We start from the raw sequence: 16,821 nt of genomic DNA on the forward strand, positions 1-16,821 counted from the left end.
ACTGACCATCATGACTCACCCGGTTTGGTTAGTTTTGCCGATGTGCCATACTCCCGGTGTTTACCAAGGAGTACTTCATGAGCCAATACAAAGAAATATTTCTGGCCGCACGCCCCGATGGCAATCCCATTGGCCCGCAGTTGTTCGAGGTCGTGTCAAAAGACATTCCACAGCCTGGCCCGGGCGAGCTGCTGGTTAAGCAAACCCATATGTCGATGGACCCGGCCATGCTGGGCTGGATGATGCCCGATGAAGACAGCTATATCCCGCCGGTAGCCCTTAATACCCGCATGCGCTCGAGCGGATACGGCGAAGTGATTACCTCAAACCACCCGGATTTCTCACCAGGCGATAAAGTAATGGGCATGATGGGCTGGACCGAATATATCCTGAGTGACGGTAAAGGCCTCAACAAACTGCCTGCTGGCGTTGACGGTGAAACCGCGCTGGCGGTATTTGGCTTACCCGGTCTGACCGCCACCCAGGGTTTGTTTAGTATTGGCAAACCACAAGCCGGTGAGACCCTGGTAGTCACCGGCGCGGCAGGCTCGGTTGGCTCCATGGTTGGCCAGCTGGCAAAAGCTGAAGGCCTTAGGGTTATCGGCGTGGTCGGCAGTGACGAAAAGGCAGACTGGATAGTCAACGAGCTTGGCTTTGACGGCGCGGTCAACTATAAAACCGATGATTTAGCCGCTAAGATTAAGGCGCTGACTCCACAGGGTGTTGATGTTTTCTTTGAAAACACCGGCGGCCCGGTGCAACAGCACATTTTTGATCGCATGAATGTACACGGGCGAATAGTGGTTTGCGGTATGATTGCCGACTACACCGCCGCATCGCCAGCGCCGGGGCCTAACTGGATCCCGCTGATTAAGAAACGGATTTTGATTCAGGGTTTTGCCATGCCGGACCATCTGCATGAAACGCCCAGGCTGCTTAGCAAGCTCAGTCCCTACGTGACCGCCGGCAAAATAAAATACCGCACCCATGTACTAGACGGACTGGAAAGCGCCATGAGCGCGCTTAACCTGTTTTTTAGCGGCGCCAATCAAGGCAAGCTGCTTATCAGGCTGTAGCCACGCAACAGGGTGCTGGCCAGTGTTGTCTGCTCAGCGCCCATTGCTCAGCACCATGTCCACATGAGGAATACCATCTTCCAGGTAGTCCTCAGAGTTTCTGACAAAGCCAAACTGCTGATAGACCTTTTCAAGATAAACCTGTGCACCGATCTGAATGTCCTTATCCGGCCACAGCCGCTGACATTCTTCCAACGCTTTGCTGATGAGTTGCTGGCCGTACCTTTTACCTCTGGTGTGCCCCGCTACAGCGACCCGGCCAATACTCACCTGTGGAAAGCTAACGCCAGGCGGCAATAATCTTGCATAGGCCACCAGCTCGCTATTACTGGTACCCAACAGGTGATAAACCCCTTTTATACGGTCTTTATCGTCGAGTTCCGGGTAGGGGCAGTTTTGTTCCACAACAAATACGTCGGTGCGTAATTTGAGTAATTCGTAGAGCTGGTCGGTAGTGAGCTGAGAGAAGGGTAACGAGCACCAGTTAAGCATAAAGACCTCCGCGATAATGCTGGCAGAGATAATTGCCGATCCCCCGAATCATTGCAATCAGTAGTGATGAATAAAGCGATTAATACGCACTGTTTCAAAAGGAAAAATCATACAATTATTTAACATTCAAACGGTAGGACAAGTGCACTTATTAATAATTCGTAATTTATTAATTAAAATCAATAAATAGCTAAATAACTACAAGACACTGTTTTATATAAACTTATATTCTTACTCACCACTTAAAGCCAACCATACCCCGGGAATTATTCGTTAACGGTATGTTGACTGTAGTATTATCATACAATAGTATCACCAACCCAAGAATAACAATAATAAAGAATTGAGATTTCGACCTGATTGAAGTCGATACCTTACAACGCGCCAGGATTTTCACAATTGGACGACATACCTGTGAACTGCGCATTCACATATATTTGGAGATAATACATGTTTAAACGTGCTCAACTTGCCAGCGCCGTTTTATTCGCACTTTCCGCCCAGCCTCTGTATGCCCAGGACACCGACAGCATGCCCAGCGAGGACGAGGTTGAAGTTATTGATGTACGTGGGGTGAAGGCCAGCCTTAATTCCGCGCAAAACATGAAAATGAACGCATCAAACATTTCTGATGTGATTGTCGCACAGGATATTGGCAAGCTACCCGATAACAGCGTGGCGGCAGCCCTGCAACGGGTAACAGGTATTCAGGTAGCCCGTACCAATGGTGAAGTAAACCAGGTACTGATTCGTGGTTTACCCGATATCGTCACCACTATGAGCGGTCGCAATATCTTCACTACAACCGGTCGTTCCATCTCACTGGCAGACATTCCGGCCGATTTGGTCTATTCCGTTGACGTTAAAAAATCTATCAGCGCTGCTGATATCGAAGGGGGCATGGCCGGTAGTATAGATATTCAGTTACGTCGCCCGTTTGATTTCGACGACGGCTTTTCAGCCGCCGGTAACCTACGCTATGAGTACAGCGACGAAGCTGAATCATGGAACCCGGTAGGCAGCATTACCATTAATAACAACTGGGAAAACAGTAATGGCCGCTTTGGAGCCATGCTGAGCGTTTCGCATCAGGACCGCGACTTCCAGGACCAGGTAAACTTTGTAACGGCACCATTTGAACTGCCAGACAGCGTGGTAAACAACCCGAATTCTGCACCGCTAAATGTAGCCGGCGCACCGGCGATAGCGCCTAACGTTATCGGTGGTTATTTCCGCTACGGCGATCGCACGCGTGATTCATTTAACGCGTCATTCCAGTGGGAGCCAAACAGCAACAGCTCATATTACCTGGACGTGTTCGGTGTTAATTACGAGCAAAACAGCCAGCTGAACTTCTGGGTACCACTGCCAAGCTGGGGAGGTTGGGGCGATGGCTATGTGGAGTCGTATAAAGAAGGCTCTAACGTTGCCCAGTCAGTAGTGCGTCCAGATGCACCAGGCACTATCACCAGTAACCAGTCGTTCTTCAACGAATCTGATACATACCAATTTGCCCTGGGCGGTAAATGGTACTTTGATAACGTTACCGTTGAATCAGACCTGGCGTATACCGATACTGAAGCCAACAACCGTGGCTTTATTCTGGATTTAGCGTTCTTTGCTGACACCATTATCTATGACTTCGACAAGAACGGCGCCGGGATTTCTGACGTTCAGATCCTTAACAGCGACGGTCAGCCTTATGATATGACCGATCTGAGCCAGTACAACCTGTGGACTTACTTTGATTCACGTGGTCACCAGGAAGGTGAGGCCATCGACTGGACACTGGATGCCAATATTGCGCTGGACTCCTGGATCCACTCTGTAGATGTTGGTCTTCGCCTGAACGACCGCTCAGCCTTTAACCAGGAGGCCGATACTGGTGGTCGTGGTAACATTTCTGGCCGTGATGTTACACTAACTGAATTCCCGGGCCTGGAAGACTACTCGCCCAGCGGTTACATGAGTGACGTAACCAACCTCAACAACACGCAGTGGTTAACGCCGAATGCCAGCTACCTGCTTAGCAATCGCGCCGATATCCGCGAAGCGATGGGCCATTCTCGTGATGAGCCTGAGTTCCTGCCAGCGCGTTACTACGACAATACAGAAAAGAACTACGCCATTTACGCGCAGGCTAACTTCAGCCGTGAGTTTGGTGACATGATCCTTGATGGTCAGGCCGGTGTTCGTGTTGTTCGTCTGGAATCTGAACTTAACGGTAACCGAATCACCGACGGCGTAGTGGAGCCTGTAACGGTTGATAACAGCAACACAGAAGTACTGCCAGCGGTTAACCTGCGCCTAGAAGTTATTGACAATCTGTTCCTGCGTAGTGCCTATGGTAAAACTATCAGGCGCCCTGACTTTGCCCAGTTAAACCCGAGCACCACCTACTTTGAAACCACCGCTACCGGCTCTATTGGTTACGGTGATGGCGGTAACCCGGACCTGGTTGCGGTTGAATCGCAAAACTACGATTTGGCAGCAGAATGGTACTTCGGTGAGGCCAGCTCACTGACAGCCACGGTATTCTACCGCGATATTGACGGTTACATCATTGTCTCCAACGAAATTGTTAACGTTGACGGTGTGGACTTCTCGATTTCACGGCCACAAAATGCCGGAAGCGGCTCACTGGAAGGTACCGAGTTAGCCTATACCCATTTCTATGAAGGTCTGCCAGGCGTACTTGATGGACTGGGTGTGCAGTTAAGTGCCACGTTCATGGATCACGAAACCGAAAACGCCGCCGGCGTTATGCAGCCACTACCGAATGTGTCTGATGAGTCTTACAACGCGATTCTGATGTATGAGCGTGAGGGACTGAACATGCGTTTAGCGTATAACTGGCGCAGTGAGTGGTACGGTAGCTTTAACGAAGTAGGCGCTCAGCCGGGCAGCTCTGTGGTTCACAAACCAATTAGCACCCTGGACTTCTCGGTTAACTACGATGTAACAGAGAACCTGACCGTGAGCTTCGACGGTACTAACCTGACCGATGACGTAGCGAACGACTACTTCGGTGGCGACTCAGCAGACGACGCACGTTTGTATCCTCGCGATACTTACATTCGTGACCGTACCTTTGCGCTGGGTATCCGCTACAGAATGTAGTCTTAAATCACCCTGTAATTTTTGATAAAACCCCGCTTCTGCGGGGTTTTCTTTTTTGCTGTTCCGCCTCTTTCAACTCTTGTTTTTTCACAACGAACAGCCGCCCATCCCGCCATAGTACGAAAGTACTGTAGCCCGCCACGCTTAATTCAGGTTGACTGTCACAAAATGGCGTCTGTATAAGACCATTGATAAATCTAACAAAAAGTAGTTGCTATGCAGTTAACAATAAAAAACAAACTTCGTGCGCTGGCAATTCTTCCGGTTCTGTTTCTAAGTGTTTTTCTACTGTTTTTAAACAACTATGAAGCGGAATCACTGGTTGAATCGCAACTGAAGGAAACCCGCGAGCAACTACTGGATGTTAAACACCAGGAACTCAGGCACTACATCGACCTGGCCCTCTCATCGGTAAGCGACCTAACGACAGATCCCGCCAACCGTGCAGAGGGGCTGGCTCGTTTACGCCAGCAGCAGTTTGGCGACAACGGCTACTTTTTTGGCTACGACAGTCAGGGCATACGACACCTGCTGGGTAGCAGCGACACCGGCCTGGGAGAGAACTTTTGGGACCTTCAGGATAAAAAATCTCAGTACATTGTGCGCGACCTGGTCGCCACCGGTAAACAAACCAATGGTGGCTATTACGTTTATTATTTCCCCCGTCTGGGCGAGAGTACACCACTACCCAAACTGTCCTATGTTCGCTACATTCCGGCCTGGGATCTTGTCATTGGTGCCGGCTTTTACATTGATGATATCGATAATTACATCAGTACCTTAAGAGAAGAAGCCAGCGAAGCCCGCCAGGACACTTTTATTCTGACCCTGGTGATTACGGTAGCGGTATTACTGATTGCGGTTGGCACCTCGTTTTTAATTTCCCGCGGGATCCTGCAGCGTCTGCTATCGTTGAGTAATTCATTTCACGAACTCACGCAGGGTGATGGTGATCTGACTCAGCGTGTTAACGACGGTGGAAACGACGAAGTCAGCGGACTGGCGCGTAACTTTAACGGCTTTGCCTCACGCATCCACCAGTTAATCAGTCAGGTGGCGTCACAAAGCGAATCCGCCTATCAGTCAACCACTGCCATCAGCAGCGACACCAGGCACGCCGGTGCACAACTGCGTAAGGGCCAGCAAAGCAGCCACACCGTGTCGGGCTTTGTTGGCGATCTGGTGACCTCAGCCAGAGAAATTGCGACCAACGCCACACAAACCGCTAGTGCAGCAAGCCAGGTGAAAAGCCACTGCGATGAAGCCAATCGCTCTATTAATGAAACCGTCCAGGTGATGAGTGGCCTGGAGTCTGAAATATCCGTATCTGCCGAGCAAATCGCCACGCTGCAAAAAGACGTAGTGGAAATCGGTAAAGTACTGGCGGTGATTAACGGTATAGCCGACCAGACCAACCTGCTGGCCTTAAATGCGGCGATTGAAGCGGCCCGCGCTGGCGAGCAGGGCCGGGGCTTTGCGGTGGTAGCCGACGAAGTACGCGAACTGGCACAACGAACCCAGGGCAGCACCGAAGTCATTAGTCACACCATCACGCGCCTTGAGCAATCGGCGGCCAATGCGGTCGAAACGATGACTGTAAGCAGCGCTAAAAGTGTTCAGGCCAGTCAGGTGACCCAACAATCTCAACAAGCGCTTAGCCAGGTGAATACCGCGCTGGCGACCATTAACGCTATGAGTGATTCAACTGCGGCAGAAACAGAGAGTCAGGTAGCGTTAGGCGATCAGTTACAGCATCATGTGCGAGAACTGGTCGCGACACTGCAGAATATTGTTGAGCGTGCTGAGGTGAGTCAGCAGACCGCTGATAAGCTGGCCGAACAGATGCAGTCGTTACGCCACCTCATGGCTCAATTTGTTATTTAACCTACTCTTCGAAACGCGGTGCAAATATAATTTTGCCCGGCACGATGTCCAGTTTTAAAGGGACGTTACTGAGCCAGGCCAGACCGCCTTTGGCGTTATCCACCTTATAAACCGGTTGGGTAGCCAGATAACTGTTAAACAATCCCATGTAGCGGTCTGCCAGCGGAGTCAGATTGCCTTTAAAACCCGCCGCATCAATTTCACTGCGGGTCAGTGTAAGCGAGCGTACATACAGGGCTTTTTCCTGCTGGTTGTAATACGGCTCACCTTCCAATCCCAGTTTGACCTTAGCCGGGTAACGCAATCCAAACACTGACACACTGGCAATGGCGTCTGCCTGCAGCGCAACCACCGAACGATTATCCGGTCCTACAACCACTTTCAGCGATGACACACTCAGCATAACCGGTATGCCCGCGACGGAGGTTTTCTGACTTAGCTGGTCAAGGTGTGCTAACAAACCTTGCTCAATATCATGCTCAGTGACTGTATAGGAGGCAATGGAAGAAAGAGTGCTGCAGGCGCAGATTAGGCCAAACAGCGTAGCAAGAATAAAGCTTCTTAATAACATGCAGGGTACCGGATGAGTTTCAACCCGGTTAATCCTACACCAAAACAACGAAACAAAGCGCTTTTTATGGTTAAAGGCCCGCGCGCTGGCGGGCCTTTTCCTTCTATCAGTCAATTCTCCGGACTACAGGGTAAATAGCACCTTCACCGAATCATTAACCGCTGCCGCATCGACAAAACCAATCGCATTATCCGAGCCACTGACTGTGGTCAGTACTTCGGCATCGTTGCCGAGCTCTTTCGGTGGTCGTCCGCCACCAGTAAACGCCAGTTTTGCCCAGTAAGCTTTATACTGCGACGCGTTACGCGACAACACTTTGTCGATAAACTCATCCGCGGCGGCGCCTTTTTGCATAAAGGGGGTCAGAGACTTATCTTTACCAAGAAAAATCTGCGCCACCTGATCTTTATCCACAGCACCCGAATAACCAGGATTAACCACCACAGCCACTTCGGCCTTAGCGCCACCAGCAACAATCACCATAGCTAACAATGCCAGTTTCAGGGGTATACGTTTAATCAAATAAATCATCATACTTCCCCTTAAAACACAGTAACGATGGCGGCTTGCAAGGCGCCGGATTTATCACCACCAAAGAGTTCCGTGTGGGTGTATTCAAACTTCATAGCTGCCGAGGAGTGAAAGTCCCAGCGCAGGCCAACCGAATAAAATGGCAGTGAGTATTCGCGGGTCGCCAGGACCGCTTCAGTTTGCGCATACAAAGCATCAAGCCCCGGATCAACACCCAGTGGCACCTGGTTAATGGCGTCACGGTAAGGCTTGCTAACGTCCTCGCCCACGGTGGCGTGGACCATAAAGTTATCGAAGCGTTTGCCCACAGAAACCATCCAGGGCTCGTAGTCGCCAATCAGTGTTTTATCCAGTGATGAGGGAATATACTCGGCCACAAATAACCAGTCCTGATTATCAAAAATGACACCGAACTCCAGGCCTTCAGACTTATCCTCATTGACATCCAGCTCACTGCCGACTTCAGGAAACGGCGTCATTTGCCAGGCCGCCACCAGCGGTTCCAGCCCCAGTTCACCACTAAAGTCAAACTGCAGGTAACTACTGCGGAAAGTCCACCAGCCATAGTTAACACTGGCGACCACACTGAATATATTCTCCATCTGATAGTCGTTACCCTGGGATTCAAAATCCTCGGAGCCGTAATACAGGCGCAAATTGACCATCGCATCGCCAACCGTCAGATCGTGAATAGAGGCAATACCATCAATGGAGTCGAACGGTGCCTTGTAAACTTCTCCGGGAGGCGCTATCCAGTGATAGGCATAAGACACATCCAGATAGTCAGAGTAGAGATACATGGGTATCCGCTGCCGCCCGGCCTGAATTCGCCAGGACGGACTGACCTCATAGGATAAAAATGCCCAGGTAAACTCTGGCTCCCAGTCGTCTCTCCCCCGTGCCCGTATCTGTACCGTCGCACTTAAATCGTCGGTTAGGTCTGAGTAGGCCTGTAAGGCGAAGAATGAGCCGGTTTTAAAATCGACATTGTCATCATAGCCTCTCACTTCTACGTCGCTGTCGGTTGCGACACCGCCAACCACGCTGGCAAATCCACTAAAATTGATATCAGCGCTAACACTAAAAGGCAAGGTTGCCAGCGCCGTAGCCGCTGCAATAATTGGTTTATTCATAGTTTTTTCCGGATTAATAGTAACTCAGTAAGCCGCGTGCCGGCGGCGCTTCGTTTTTATCTGCCCCCGTTATCCCCGGGGTTTAAAGTGGCTTAAACCTCGTCAGACCCTAAACTGTCTGGCGATACTTTCGAGGTTTTTAGCTAGTCCAGCCAGTTCCGTGCTGGCTGAGGCGAGTCGGTCTGAATTCTGAGAGGTTTCATCCGTGCGGGCATATATCTCATCCACAAAACCAACGATTTGCCGTGCAACTGCCTGCTGATCGTCCGTCGAGCTGGCAATCTGGCCATTCATGGCACTAATTCGGCTAATGGTGTCGGCAATGACTACCAGACTGTCACCGGCCTTGTTAGCCTCGGTCACGCTACCTTCAGCCTGCGACGTGCCGCTGGACATCACCGAAACAGCCTGATGGGCAGCGGTTTGTAAACGTTCGATAGTTTGTTGAATTTGTTCTGTTGATTGTTGAGTTCTGGAGGCCAGGGTACGCACTTCATCGGCCACAACTGCAAAGCCGCGGCCCTGCTCACCGGCCCGCGCCGCCTCGATGGCCGCATTAAGTGCCAGTAAGTTTGTTTGCTCGGCAATGCCTTTAATAACATCGAGCACCACGCCTACCTGATTAGAGTCATTTTCGAGCTTTCTGATCACTTCGGCCGTTTCTTCCACATTCTGGGCTAAAGCCTGAATATTGGTGACCGTACTGTTTACCACCTGCTGACCGTTATTAGACGCCGATGAAGCCTCGTCTGCCGCTCTGGCTGCTTCTGCGGCGCTCTCGGCTACGGCAATCACCGAGTGATTCATGTTATCAACAGCCTGCTTGGCATGGACGGCCGCACCCTGTTGCTGACTAATGTTTTGATTAGTCGTGTCGGTGAGCTGATTCAGGTTCTGAGCAAGATCAGACAGGGGCAGGGTAGTATCAACAATGTCTTTAACCACCCTTTGGAGTTTTTCCATAAAGCGGTTGAAGTATTTAACCAAATCGCCCACTTCATCCTGCGCGTTAGTCTGAATACGAATGGTCAGATCGCCGTCTTCCTCAGCAATGTCGCGCAAGGATTTCACCACCCGGGTTAAATTGCCGGTAATGGTTTTAGTAACCGGGATAGCCGTACCAAATAACACCAGCGTGGTTAACACACCCATTAAAAGCCCCAGCCAAAACAGGAAATCCTGAGCGTTGTTGTATTGCTCAAAGGCTTTTTCAAAAGTTTGCTGCCGGCTACTTTTAAATCCGTTGAGCTGATTTATCGCCTCATCGTAGCGGCTATTCATGGTTTCAAGCTGGCCACCAAGGGTGGCAAAGTCGGCAGTATTGTCCAGGATGGAACTGGTCAGCGATAACGCCATTTCGCTGTAGGCATTAAAGGTATTAAGAATCGTATTAATATCGCCGGATAATTCCGGTGCAATCCGGCTTATGGAGGTCAGATCGGCTCTCACCACGTCGGCTTTCTGTCTGGCGGTATCTACCGCATCAATATCACCGGTAGTTACCGAAGAGGCCAGAATGTCGCGGACCTTTTCCATGTTGGTTAACGCTGAGGTACTTAATTGCAGGGCGGGAAAGTCAACGTTCTGGGCGGTCTCAAGCTCGCTGGCATTTTGTGCAGAAACAACGCTGTTAATAATCACAAAAATAGCAAAACTGAGGGTGCCAATAATCGGTATAAGGAGAATTTTTTGCCCGACAGTCAGCCGCAAAAGTAAGTTCATCAACGCTATTGCTCCAGAGAAGTAGATACAACAAGACGGCCTTAAACGCCGCACCTATACCATGAAAAGTAGTCGACAACCCCTTATTTGCAAGTAAGCAGCACGGCGTTTATATTGAAAACAGCGTCTTAGTGATCTTGCTCAAAAAGGTCATGATCGGGAGCAAAACCACAACAAAGGAGACATTATGCGTTGGTTAATTTGTTTAATCGGGCTGGTTTGCCATTCAGCATTAGCCACAGAGAAGGAAGCTGTTGATAATGTAATCAGCAACTTACATAAGTTTGCTGCACAAGCTAACTATGCCAGTTATTTTGCGCAGTATGACGAGGAAGCCATATTTATTGGCACCGATGCGTCTGAAACCTGGACGTTGGAAGAATTTAAGAACTATGCGAAACCGGTTTTTGATCGGGGTTCTGGCTGGACTTATAAATCCAGGGAGCGTCATATTTACTTTTCACCCAACAAGGATGTCGCCTGGTTTGATGAGCTGTTAGATAACGCTTCACTGGGATTGACCCGGGGGACCGGCGTGCTGGTTAAAACCGAGGCAGGCTGGAAAGTCACTCAGTATCATTTAACCATTCCAATTCCCAATGACATTGCCGACAGCGTGGCCGAGCAAATCAAAGCTTATAATGGGATGCACTGAGCAAGACCCGCCATTCAGGCGGGTCAAATGACTCACGATTAATTAGTAATAGGCTGGATAGACAGCTCAACACGACGGTTTAGCTGACGATTCGCGGCAGAGGTATTAGGCACCTTAGGCTGAAACTCCCCCATACCAACAGTAGTGATACGCTGACTGTTTACATTGTACGATACCAGCAGGTTTTTAACGGCATTGGCGCGACGCTCCGATAACGCCTGATTGTAATCCTCAGCGCCTGTATCGTCAGTATGGCCCTCGATCATCAATACCGTTTTCTCGAACTTATTAATAACCAGCGCCACGTCATTGAGCACCGGATTAAAATTAGGACTTATTGCCGATGAGTCGGTCGCGAAGGTGATATCGCCCGGCATGATAAGGCGCAGTGTGTCACCCTCACGAACGATATCCACACCAGTATCAGCCAGCTCTTCGCGCAACGCTTCTTCCTGTTTATCCATGTAGTTACCGATGGCACCGCCGGCAATGGCACCTACCACTGCGCCCCAGGCGTAACGTTTTTTATCATGGTCGCCAGTGGCTTTACCTAATAATGCACCAGCCACCGCACCAATAGCGGCTCCTCGCTGGGTGTTGTTGCTGTTAGCACAACCGGTTAAAGAGATAGCAGCAGAAACGGCACACACTAATAATAGCTTTTTCATAATTTCCTCAGATAACTTACACATACAACGTGACGGGAGCAAATCCTGTTCCAACAATAGCCTCAGATTAATGAACGTCAGATGAATCTGCCGCACAGGTATAGATATCAGGGGGTTGCGAAGGTTTAGGGGTGAGTGGAAGAGAACTAATGCGGCAGTAATTTCAACGACTGCTCAATACTAGAATTGCAATGTTTACACATTCAGCTGTTTCTAAATTGCAACACCGGCGTTTAAACCATAACTGACTCTTTAAAGAAGCGATTAATATCAATATTGTATTGCGCCGGGGTGACGGCCTTTACAATTTTGATTTGCAAGTCTTTACTGAGATCGACGTCTTTGGGCGTTATGTAGTGCCCGCCGCTAATGGAATAGAAAGTTTTAACTACCGGTCGCAGGGGCTGCTGCTCATTTTGATGCATTACCATCGCCACCCGTTGATTGGATAACTCAACCAGTGACCCCAGTGGATAGATGCGCATGCATTTAATAAATTGCTGCAATAGGGTGGCATCCAACTTGGTTTCGCTATCTTTCATCAGTATTTGCAGGGCTTTCTGGCTCGGCATACCGGCTTTGTAACAGCGATCGGCCGTTAATGCGTCGTACATGTCGGTGATGGCCAGTATACGACCGTTGTAGGAGATGTCCTCGCCACTCAGGCGATAGGGGTATCCCAGGCCGTCGAGTCGCTCGTGGTGCTCACTGACAACTTTTATCAGGCCGGTATCTAATTTCATGGCAGACAAGAACTCAACCCCATACTCAACGTGTTTTTTCATCACGTCCATTTCATCTTCGGTTAACCGGCCGGGTTTATGCAGAATTTCATCAGGGATTTTGATTTTGCCCAGATCGTGCAGCAGCCCGCTGTAGGCTGCCGCTTCGATTTCAGGCTGAGACATTCCCAGGGAGCGGGCAAAATGCGCAGATAAAATGCCAACGTTCAGGGAGTGCTCGAGTAAGTAGGTGTCTTTCTCACGGATCCGGGAAAGTAATAACAACGCATCCGGGTTTCTATCCAGTGAGCCCACCAGCGCCCGGGCAAATTCTGCCGGCACAAAATCGTCAAAGGGTGTGCCTTCCTGAACGGCATCATACAGGCTTTTCTGCAGGACAATTCCTTGCTGGTACAAGCTTTCCGCTTTAACCAACTCCGCTGCAAGCGGGACACGGGTATCCAGCTCAGGTTGTCTTTGTTCGCTGGCTTTTGGTTTTTCGGCATGCGAAGACAGGTCGGTATCAATAATTAACCGCTTGATGCCTTTGCGCTTTAACTGGTCAATAATAGCCTGACTGGTTACTCGGCCACGGGTTTTTATTTGCACCGTTCCGGCTTTTTGTTCAGCAATCTGCAGCACGTACATGCCGACTTCCAGCTGTTCAATTGCTATTGTTAACGATGCCATAAGTTCCTTGCTCAGAGAGAAGACATTAAAATGCTAACTGATGCAGCAGTACATCCAGCCCCGGCTCCCAGCCATACAGCTTGAGATTTACCCGATTATTCTGCACCAGTACCTGTTCATCTGCCAGCAGCTCACATTGGGTAAGTGCCTGTGGCGTGCCGGCCGGAAAAGCAATCTGCCCGTTGCTGCGTAATACACGGTGCCAGGGTAGTGTAAGAGAGGCGGGTACATTGCGCAAACAATACCCCACATAGCGGGCACGCCCGGGAAGTCCGGCTAAATCGGCGATTTTTCCATAAGACGCCACACTTCCCTTCGGAATGAACCCTACAGTGTGCCAAATGCGCTCCGCTGGGGTAAGCTTACGGCTATCTGTACCAGTCGACTCCTGTTTAGTCATGCGCAAACAATGCCCTAATTGTGGTTACCCTGCACAAACCTGCCTCTGCCATGCAGTTCAACCGGTTACTAATAATACCGAAGTAATCATCCTGCAACATCCCAAAGAATCGCTGCATGCTAAAAACACGGTGCGGCTGCTTAGCCTGGCACTGGCAAACATCACCGTTGTGACAGGCAAACTGGCGGGCGACTTTACTGAGATTGAGCAGTACCTGGCGGCCAATCCGGCACCAACTGCGGTGTTTTATCCTGCTGATCATAGTACCGAGTTATCCCCGGAAGCTGAAAATGCTTCTGCTCCTATCAAACGGGCGATCTTTATTGATGCCAGTTGGAAGCAGGCCTACGGTATCTGGCAGAACAACACCTGGCTAAATCGGTATCCGTTTTATAAATTGCCACTGCACCAGAGTGGTCAGTATTCAATTCGTAGTTCAGATCTCGAATACAGCTTTTCAACGTTGGAGGCAGTGGCCTATACCCTGGAGTCTGTCGAACAGCTCGACCCGTCACCACTACTAAGCTTACTCAATACCTTTACCAGCCAATGGCAGCGTTTCCTCCCGCGGCGGGATTAATGCCGATCAATTAGCCTTTCTTCTGCATTGGCATGTAGCCGCGGTGCTCTTCCACCATGGACAACCAACGGCGGATAGCCGGATACTCGTCAAGCATAATACCCGCCTCATGAGACACATGGGTATAAGCGTACAACGATATATCAGCCAGGCTCATCTGGTCGCCAATCAGGAAAACCGTTTGCATCAACTGCTGCTCCATTACCGCTAAGGCTTTATGGCCGGCCTGTTGCTTTAGCTCATATTCTTGCTGGCGCTCAGCAGGAAGACCAAGGTATACGTTGATAAAGCGCGCTACTGCAATGGCAGGCTCATGACTGTATTGTTCAAAGAACTGCCACTGCAGCATTTTAGCCAGTTCAAATTCGGTGGAGGGAATAAACGCGCTACCCGCGGCCAGATAATTCAGAATAGCGTTCGACTCGCTCAGGCATCGGCCATCACTGAGTTCGAGCAACGGGATCTTACCTACCGGATTAAGCTGTTTAAACGCATCGGTTTGCGTTTCACCGTTTAAAATATCAACTTCTTTCCATTCGCACTGCTTGCCCAATAATCCTAACAGCAACTGAATTTTGTAACAGTTGCCCGAGCGGCTGTCACCATACACTTTCATTTTAACGACTTCCCTAAATTAACCACCAGATGAGCACTAAAAAGCAGCAAGGTAGACCGGTCGACATAATAAAAACTTTCGTATTTACAAGACCATCTTTTGGCCAGCAACGATGTTGTCTTAAGTCTTCGAGCTGCTGATTAAGTTGGTACAGCACATCTCCCGAATTTGCTCCGGGGTTATCACTGCCCTTCATAATCAGACTGGCAAGCTGCCCTTCTATTTGCTGAATACTCTGGTTGCGATGCTTACGCATCAAATAAACTGTTTTGAATACTGGCAGAAACAGCAGAACGATCATAAATGCCGTCGTCGCTGACAGGATTAAACCATCTATAAATGGCACCGATTTGCCGATCCAGAACACAGGTATCAACAGCAACATAAACAGCGAAAATATCACATTGCTGACACCCAGGTCACAAATGGGCTTGCAGTAGCAAAAGTGCTGGTGGATATTCGGCAGCACCAGGCGATTATAAAGATAACGCGTAAATGACGCTGATTGCATCAGGAACAAAAACAGGAAAAACCAGAAAGGCACGGCGATAACATTAAGCAGCAGTACTGAGAATGGCTGACTAAAGGCCAGAAGATCTTCGCTGATCAGATACACCAGGGTAATTGCGATAGACAGCGTTGCAGCCAGAATAACATGGCGTATCAGCTTTTTTTCCAGCGTTTTCATGTGCTGGCGGTATTGCGACAGTTGATTGGTCTGAACCAGAAAATCGGCAATCCGTTTACCGGACCGCCGGTGCAATATCCGTAATGCCAGCCATAAATAACCGATGATCAGCGGCATACCCAGCGCCGCGTTAAAATCACGCTGGGAGCGTTCGTCTATTATGCTGCGGTAATCCAACGACCCGGCCAGGTAACAGGCGGTAAAACAGGCTAAGACAAACAGAAGCGGCAACATCCAGACATGCAGCACTGCGTTTTTGTTATTTTTCATCTGCCTTCTAACTAAATAATGTATTGCGTTGCAAATTCATGCGACGCAATACATTACCTTATGCAGCACTGTGATGGTAGCTTTTATGAAAGCGTTTACTTATCGCTCCACACTGCAAATTCATTGCCGCTCGGCTCGGTAAAATGAAAGCGTCTGCCACCGGGAAAATCAAATATCGGTTTTATAATAGCGCCGCCATTAGCCTCTATACGCTGCTGAGTTGTAGCTAAGTCCGGACTGTAAAATACCAGTAATGCCGCACCATTAGCAGTGACGGAGGCAAGTTCCGACTGATACAACCCGCCGACGATGCCTTTGTCATGAAACTCCACATAAACCGGGCCGTAATCAGTGAAGGTCCAGTTAAATACCGACGCAAAGAATGTTTTAGTAGCGGGCAAATCCCGGCAGGGCAGCTCCACATAATTAATCAGGGTGTCTTTGCTCATGATTTCTCTCCGGTAGCCGCTGCAAAAACCTCTTCGCCGGTCATGTTGGTAGTGTGCTCAGCAAAGTGATAATAGTGCGGTTTACTATCGATAAAAATCTGATGGGACAGCACCATGTCCTGCTGTTCAGCAAACAGCCCAACGGGCACATAGCGTGCGTGACCGTCTTTTAGTTTATAAAAGAGATGAGTACCACAATGCTGGCAGAAAACCCGCTCAGCCCACTCTGAGGAGTCGTAATGGCCAACATTTTGGCCAGTTACAGTAACCTGCTCTGACTCGATAGCCAAAAAGGGGCCGCCTGACCACTTTCGGCAGGTACTACAATGACAAGCGCCTATTTCCAGGGACTTAGGTACAACGGTTAAGCTGGTGTCGCCGCACAGGCAACGGGTGGTTAATGGCTCGGGGTTACTCATTTAATCATCTCCTTGCTGAATGAGTTTTACTCTCGGTACTTTATTCAACACCATTCAACACCCGGCTTTTGCCATGATGACAATCTTTGAATAATCTTAAAATACGCCAGACAACTGTATACCTATACAGCTATT

General features: G+C 49.5%; 17 protein-coding genes. 5 read left to right on the forward strand and 12 right to left on the reverse strand.

Features of this window, described 5'->3' with window-relative positions:
* Positions 1-77 precede the first annotated feature (77 nt).
* Positions 78-1,076: an NADP-dependent oxidoreductase gene (locus D9T21_RS06180; protein ID WP_123324196.1), complete on the forward strand. Its 999-nt coding sequence runs from the start codon at positions 78-80 to the stop codon at positions 1,074-1,076.
* Between the two features lie 33 nt (positions 1,077-1,109).
* Here the strand turns inward: D9T21_RS06180 and D9T21_RS06185 are convergent, their stop codons facing one another.
* Positions 1,110-1,568 carry a GNAT family N-acetyltransferase gene (locus D9T21_RS06185; protein WP_123324197.1) on the reverse strand — a complete coding sequence of 153 codons (459 nt, stop codon included), beginning with the start codon at positions 1,566-1,568 and terminating at the stop codon, positions 1,110-1,112.
* A gap of 450 nt (positions 1,569-2,018) precedes the next feature.
* On the opposite strand from D9T21_RS06185, the gene D9T21_RS06190 reads away from it, so the two are divergent.
* Positions 2,019-4,688, forward strand: coding sequence for a TonB-dependent receptor (locus D9T21_RS06190; protein ID WP_123324198.1), 2,670 nt, complete (start codon positions 2,019-2,021; stop codon positions 4,686-4,688).
* 216 nt (positions 4,689-4,904) lie between these two features.
* Positions 4,905-6,572 (forward strand): methyl-accepting chemotaxis protein, encoded by a 1,668-nt coding sequence (locus D9T21_RS06195; RefSeq protein ID WP_123324199.1) that lies wholly within the window; start codon positions 4,905-4,907, stop codon positions 6,570-6,572.
* Position 6,573: 1 nt separating this feature from the next.
* Here D9T21_RS06195 and D9T21_RS06200 read toward each other — a convergent pair whose 3' ends face one another.
* The 4 genes from D9T21_RS06200 to D9T21_RS06215 all read right to left on the reverse strand — a co-directional run bounded on the left by D9T21_RS06200 (position 6,574) and on the right by D9T21_RS06215 (position 10,529).
* A complete protein-coding gene (locus D9T21_RS06200; protein WP_123324200.1) occupies positions 6,574-7,143 on the reverse strand; it encodes a YceB family lipoprotein in 570 nt (189 codons plus the stop codon).
* Positions 7,144-7,266: 123 nt separating this feature from the next.
* Positions 7,267-7,677 carry a phosphate ABC transporter substrate-binding protein gene (locus D9T21_RS06205; protein WP_241155646.1) on the reverse strand — a complete coding sequence of 137 codons (411 nt, stop codon included), beginning with the start codon at positions 7,675-7,677 and terminating at the stop codon, positions 7,267-7,269.
* A gap of 8 nt (positions 7,678-7,685) precedes the next feature.
* Positions 7,686-8,807, reverse strand: coding sequence for a hypothetical protein (locus D9T21_RS06210; protein WP_123324201.1), 1,122 nt, complete (start codon positions 8,805-8,807; stop codon positions 7,686-7,688).
* Positions 8,808-8,909: 102 nt separating this feature from the next.
* Positions 8,910-10,529, reverse strand: a complete 1,620-nt coding sequence (locus D9T21_RS06215; protein WP_123324202.1) for a methyl-accepting chemotaxis protein — start codon at positions 10,527-10,529, stop codon at positions 8,910-8,912.
* A 187-nt stretch (positions 10,530-10,716) separates the two neighbouring features.
* On the opposite strand from D9T21_RS06215, the gene D9T21_RS06220 reads away from it, so the two are divergent.
* Positions 10,717-11,184: a nuclear transport factor 2 family protein gene (locus D9T21_RS06220; RefSeq protein ID WP_123324203.1), complete on the forward strand. Its 468-nt coding sequence runs from the start codon at positions 10,717-10,719 to the stop codon at positions 11,182-11,184.
* Between the two features lie 38 nt (positions 11,185-11,222).
* On the opposite strand, the gene D9T21_RS06225 is transcribed toward D9T21_RS06220, so the two are convergent.
* The 3 genes from D9T21_RS06225 to D9T21_RS06235 form a co-directional block, all read right to left on the reverse strand.
* Positions 11,223-11,852 (reverse strand): YiaD family glycine zipper/OmpA-like lipoprotein, encoded by a 630-nt coding sequence (locus tag D9T21_RS06225; RefSeq protein ID WP_123324224.1) that lies wholly within the window; start codon positions 11,850-11,852, stop codon positions 11,223-11,225.
* Between the two features lie 233 nt (positions 11,853-12,085).
* Complete coding sequence (locus D9T21_RS06230) at positions 12,086-13,264, reverse strand: cyclic di-GMP phosphodiesterase (protein ID WP_123324204.1); 1,179 nt, start codon at positions 13,262-13,264, stop codon at positions 12,086-12,088.
* 25 nt (positions 13,265-13,289) lie between these two features.
* Complete coding sequence (locus tag D9T21_RS06235) at positions 13,290-13,664, reverse strand: MGMT family protein (protein WP_123324225.1); 375 nt, start codon at positions 13,662-13,664, stop codon at positions 13,290-13,292.
* On the opposite strand from D9T21_RS06235, the gene D9T21_RS06240 reads away from it, so the two are divergent.
* Positions 13,663-14,244 carry a tRNA-uridine aminocarboxypropyltransferase gene (locus D9T21_RS06240; protein WP_164464590.1) on the forward strand — a complete coding sequence of 194 codons (582 nt, stop codon included), beginning with the start codon at positions 13,663-13,665 and terminating at the stop codon, positions 14,242-14,244. The two genes, D9T21_RS06235 and D9T21_RS06240, sit on opposite strands and share 2 nt — an antisense overlap.
* Before the next feature lie 10 nt (positions 14,245-14,254).
* Here the strand turns inward: D9T21_RS06240 and D9T21_RS06245 are convergent, their stop codons facing one another.
* From D9T21_RS06245 to D9T21_RS06260, 4 genes are all read right to left on the reverse strand, one after another.
* On the reverse strand, positions 14,255-14,860 hold the full coding sequence (locus tag D9T21_RS06245; protein ID WP_123324206.1) for a glutathione S-transferase family protein: 606 nt from the start codon (positions 14,858-14,860) through the stop codon (positions 14,255-14,257).
* A 13-nt stretch (positions 14,861-14,873) separates the two neighbouring features.
* Positions 14,874-15,818, reverse strand: coding sequence for a DUF3307 domain-containing protein (locus D9T21_RS06250; protein WP_123324207.1), 945 nt, complete (start codon positions 15,816-15,818; stop codon positions 14,874-14,876).
* Between the two features lie 95 nt (positions 15,819-15,913).
* Positions 15,914-16,267, reverse strand: coding sequence for a VOC family protein (locus tag D9T21_RS06255; protein ID WP_123324208.1), 354 nt, complete (start codon positions 16,265-16,267; stop codon positions 15,914-15,916).
* Complete coding sequence (locus D9T21_RS06260; RefSeq protein WP_123324209.1) at positions 16,264-16,686, reverse strand: GFA family protein; 423 nt, start codon at positions 16,684-16,686, stop codon at positions 16,264-16,266. Before D9T21_RS06260 ends, D9T21_RS06255 begins: the two co-directional genes overlap by 4 nt.
* Between the last annotated feature and the right edge of the window lie 135 nt (positions 16,687-16,821).

This window comes from Marisediminitalea oceani (assembly GCF_003731635.1).
Classification (GTDB): domain Bacteria; phylum Pseudomonadota; class Gammaproteobacteria; order Enterobacterales; family Alteromonadaceae; genus Alteromonas; species Alteromonas oceani.

Excerpts from the sequence above, each read along its gene's own strand:
- D9T21_RS06260 (WP_123324209.1), bottom strand. The coding sequence starts at position 16,686 with ATGAGTAACCCCGAGCCATTAACCACCCGTTGCCTGTGCGGCGACACC.
- D9T21_RS06195 (WP_123324199.1), top strand. The coding sequence starts at position 4,905 with ATGCAGTTAACAATAAAAAACAAACTTCGTGCGCTGGCAATTCTTCCG.
- D9T21_RS06220 (WP_123324203.1), top strand. The coding sequence starts at position 10,717 with ATGCGTTGGTTAATTTGTTTAATCGGGCTGGTTTGCCATTCAGCATTA.
- D9T21_RS06245 (WP_123324206.1), bottom strand. The coding sequence starts at position 14,860 with ATGAAAGTGTATGGTGACAGCCGCTCGGGCAACTGTTACAAAATTCAG.
- D9T21_RS06200 (WP_123324200.1), bottom strand. The coding sequence starts at position 7,143 with ATGTTATTAAGAAGCTTTATTCTTGCTACGCTGTTTGGCCTAATCTGC.
- D9T21_RS06205 (WP_241155646.1), bottom strand. The coding sequence starts at position 7,677 with ATGATGATTTATTTGATTAAACGTATACCCCTGAAACTGGCATTGTTA.
- D9T21_RS06230 (WP_123324204.1), bottom strand. The coding sequence starts at position 13,264 with ATGGCATCGTTAACAATAGCAATTGAACAGCTGGAAGTCGGCATGTAC.
- D9T21_RS06250 (WP_123324207.1), bottom strand. The coding sequence starts at position 15,818 with ATGAAAAATAACAAAAACGCAGTGCTGCATGTCTGGATGTTGCCGCTT.
- D9T21_RS06235 (WP_123324225.1), bottom strand. The coding sequence starts at position 13,664 with ATGACTAAACAGGAGTCGACTGGTACAGATAGCCGTAAGCTTACCCCA.
- D9T21_RS06225 (WP_123324224.1), bottom strand. The coding sequence starts at position 11,852 with ATGAAAAAGCTATTATTAGTGTGTGCCGTTTCTGCTGCTATCTCTTTA.
- D9T21_RS06240 (WP_164464590.1), top strand. The coding sequence starts at position 13,663 with ATGCGCAAACAATGCCCTAATTGTGGTTACCCTGCACAAACCTGCCTC.
- D9T21_RS06255 (WP_123324208.1), bottom strand. The coding sequence starts at position 16,267 with ATGAGCAAAGACACCCTGATTAATTATGTGGAGCTGCCCTGCCGGGAT.
- D9T21_RS06180 (WP_123324196.1), top strand. The coding sequence starts at position 78 with ATGAGCCAATACAAAGAAATATTTCTGGCCGCACGCCCCGATGGCAAT.
- D9T21_RS06190 (WP_123324198.1), top strand. The coding sequence starts at position 2,019 with ATGTTTAAACGTGCTCAACTTGCCAGCGCCGTTTTATTCGCACTTTCC.
- D9T21_RS06210 (WP_123324201.1), bottom strand. The coding sequence starts at position 8,807 with ATGAATAAACCAATTATTGCAGCGGCTACGGCGCTGGCAACCTTGCCT.
- D9T21_RS06185 (WP_123324197.1), bottom strand. The coding sequence starts at position 1,568 with ATGCTTAACTGGTGCTCGTTACCCTTCTCTCAGCTCACTACCGACCAG.
- D9T21_RS06215 (WP_123324202.1), bottom strand. The coding sequence starts at position 10,529 with ATGAACTTACTTTTGCGGCTGACTGTCGGGCAAAAAATTCTCCTTATA.